General features: G+C 52.0%; 3 protein-coding genes. 2 read left to right on the forward strand and 1 reads right to left on the reverse strand.

Annotated features, from left to right (window positions below; genetic code table 11):
• Positions 1 to 92 precede the first annotated feature (92 nt).
• A complete protein-coding gene (locus ABYK60_RS18445; protein WP_372873452.1) occupies positions 93 to 560 on the forward strand; it encodes a glycine zipper 2TM domain-containing protein in 468 nt (155 codons plus the stop codon).
• Positions 561 to 658: 98 nt separating this feature from the next.
• Here the strand turns inward: ABYK60_RS18445 and ABYK60_RS18450 are convergent, their stop codons facing one another.
• Positions 659 to 1,045: a hypothetical protein gene (locus ABYK60_RS18450; RefSeq protein ID WP_372873453.1), complete on the reverse strand. Its 387-nt coding sequence runs from the start codon at positions 1,043 to 1,045 to the stop codon at positions 659 to 661.
• A 185-nt stretch (positions 1,046 to 1,230) separates the two neighbouring features.
• Between ABYK60_RS18450 and ABYK60_RS18455 the strand changes: the two genes are divergently transcribed.
• A complete protein-coding gene (locus ABYK60_RS18455) occupies positions 1,231 to 1,980 on the forward strand; it encodes a Nif3-like dinuclear metal center hexameric protein (protein ID WP_372873454.1) in 750 nt (249 codons plus the stop codon).
• The last annotated feature ends 26 nt before the right edge of the window (positions 1,981 to 2,006 follow it).

Consider the following 2,006-nt stretch of genomic DNA (forward strand, 5'->3'; position numbering starts at 1 on the left):
AACCGCATGTGCTCATCATCAATAAAAGACAGGCCGTTCACAATGGCGTACTATCAGGAAGTCCATTCTTATAAAGTAGCGGAAATTGGAATATGTGGAAACCTGTCCTCTGTTACCTGATGCTGTTGACTGCGTGTTTTTCAGCCAATTTGAGCGCTGCTTACGAGCGCAACAAGGCGATGCCGGTCGAAAAAGTCCTTTATGGTGAACTTGTCTCTGTTCGACGAGTGACACAACAGGAATTGGTAGAAGACAGACACAGTGGCTGGCGCACCTTCGGCGGTGCCTTATTGGGCGGGGTAATAGGCCATCAGTTTGGTGGCGGCAGTGGTCAGGATGTGGCTACCGTTTTGGGCGCTTTGGTAGGAGGCGCAGTGGCGAATCGCGCAGGCGGTGATTATTATCGCCAGCTGCATTTGATTGAATTAATGATAAGGCAGGAAGACGAAACGCAAATCATGATTCTGCAGGACGAAGACTCCCGCATGCCGCTACAGGCCGGTGACGAAGTGAGAGTGGTGTATCTGCAGGGTATGGTCAGAGTGGATAAGGCGATGTAAACCTGTAACACGTACTTTCGATAACGACAAAAAAGCCCGGTATTTCCGGGCTTTTTGCTGCGCGCCTGGCTATAAAATAGCCGCATGTAAACCTCAGTTTACTTCACGCCGCGGGGCAGGGTATTGCCTTTGGCCAGCAGTTGCTGTTTCCACAGATCCTTTGGCAGCAGACCACCTTTGCCTGTGTTTGCTGTCGGCTTTGCTGCAGCTTTGGGAGGAGTCTTGGTTTTTGGCTCGGCCTTGGCTTTAGGTTCAGCTTTGGCCTTAGGCTCGGCTTTTGTGGTTGGTGCCGGTTTGGTGGGCTTGGGTGCGCTGTCTGCATCGTGCTCGGCCAGCATGGCCTCAAGCTCGGCAAAACGCAGGGACTTTCCACCATCAATTTTGAACCAGCTTCCTTTCTGTTCAATGCTTACCTTACGGCCTTCGGCTTTCTCCAGCGCGGCCTCCAAGGCTGAGATCACCTCTTCTTTGGTCATGTTAGACATATTGATATAACCTGTTGTCGTCTATGGTTGTTTGGGTTACCGGGCACATAGTAAAAGCGGATGCCTGTCTTGTCCAATTTTTCGCCGACGAATGGCGAGATATGCAGCGTGGATTGACGCTGAGGGCTGGATAAGTACACTTTGCCATCAACATATTGAATATTAAGCACAGTTTGGGAGGCGCCATGGAGCGCAGCACGCTGGACCAGTATTTGGCCGACTTTCTTCAAATCAGCCGTTTTAAGGATTATGCCCCCAATGGCCTGCAGGTTGAGGGCAAGGATAAAATCAATACCCTGGTTACCGGGGTAACGGCTTGTCAGGCGCTTATCGACAGAGCCATCGAGCTTAACGCCGATGCAATTTTGGTTCACCACGGCTTTTTCTGGAAGAATGAACCCGATGTGATAGTGGGCATGAAACAGCGCCGCATAAAGGCGCTGCTGACCCATGATATCAATCTCTTCGGTTATCACTTGCCATTGGATGCTCACGTGGTGGTGGGCAATAACGCCACTCTGGGCCGTCGCCTTGGCATTCTAGATGCCGAAGCTTTTGAGAATGTCGGTGATGGGCTACTGTGGAGCGGCACTCTGGATACGCCTTTAAGCGGCGCAGCCTTCAGTAGCTTACTTGAGCGGGTGCTGGGCCGGGCGCCGCTGCATATCACTGCCGACCGACCCGTGCAGCGCCTGGCCTGGTGCACCGGTGGAGCTCAGGATTATATCGACCTTGCAGTGAGTCAGGGCGCGGATGCCTTTATCAGTGGAGAGGTATCTGAGCGCACCTTCCACAGCGCCAAAGAGCAGGACATTCATTATTTTGCTGCCGGTCACCACGCCACCGAGCGTTATGGCATAGAGGCTTTAGGCGAGCATTTGCGCCGCGAGTTTGGTTTGACTCACCATTTTGTCGATATCGATAACCCGGTTTAAGGCTTTTCAATCAGCAACTTGAATAA

Origin of the sequence: Shewanella sp. (assembly GCF_041630135.1) — a bacterium.
Lineage (GTDB): Bacteria > Pseudomonadota > Gammaproteobacteria > Enterobacterales > Shewanellaceae > Shewanella.

Excerpts from the sequence above, each read along its gene's own strand:
- ABYK60_RS18445 (WP_372873452.1), top strand. The coding sequence starts at position 93 with ATGTGGAAACCTGTCCTCTGTTACCTGATGCTGTTGACTGCGTGTTTT.
- ABYK60_RS18450 (WP_372873453.1), bottom strand. The coding sequence starts at position 1,045 with ATGTCTAACATGACCAAAGAAGAGGTGATCTCAGCCTTGGAGGCCGCG.
- ABYK60_RS18455 (WP_372873454.1), top strand. The coding sequence starts at position 1,231 with ATGGAGCGCAGCACGCTGGACCAGTATTTGGCCGACTTTCTTCAAATC.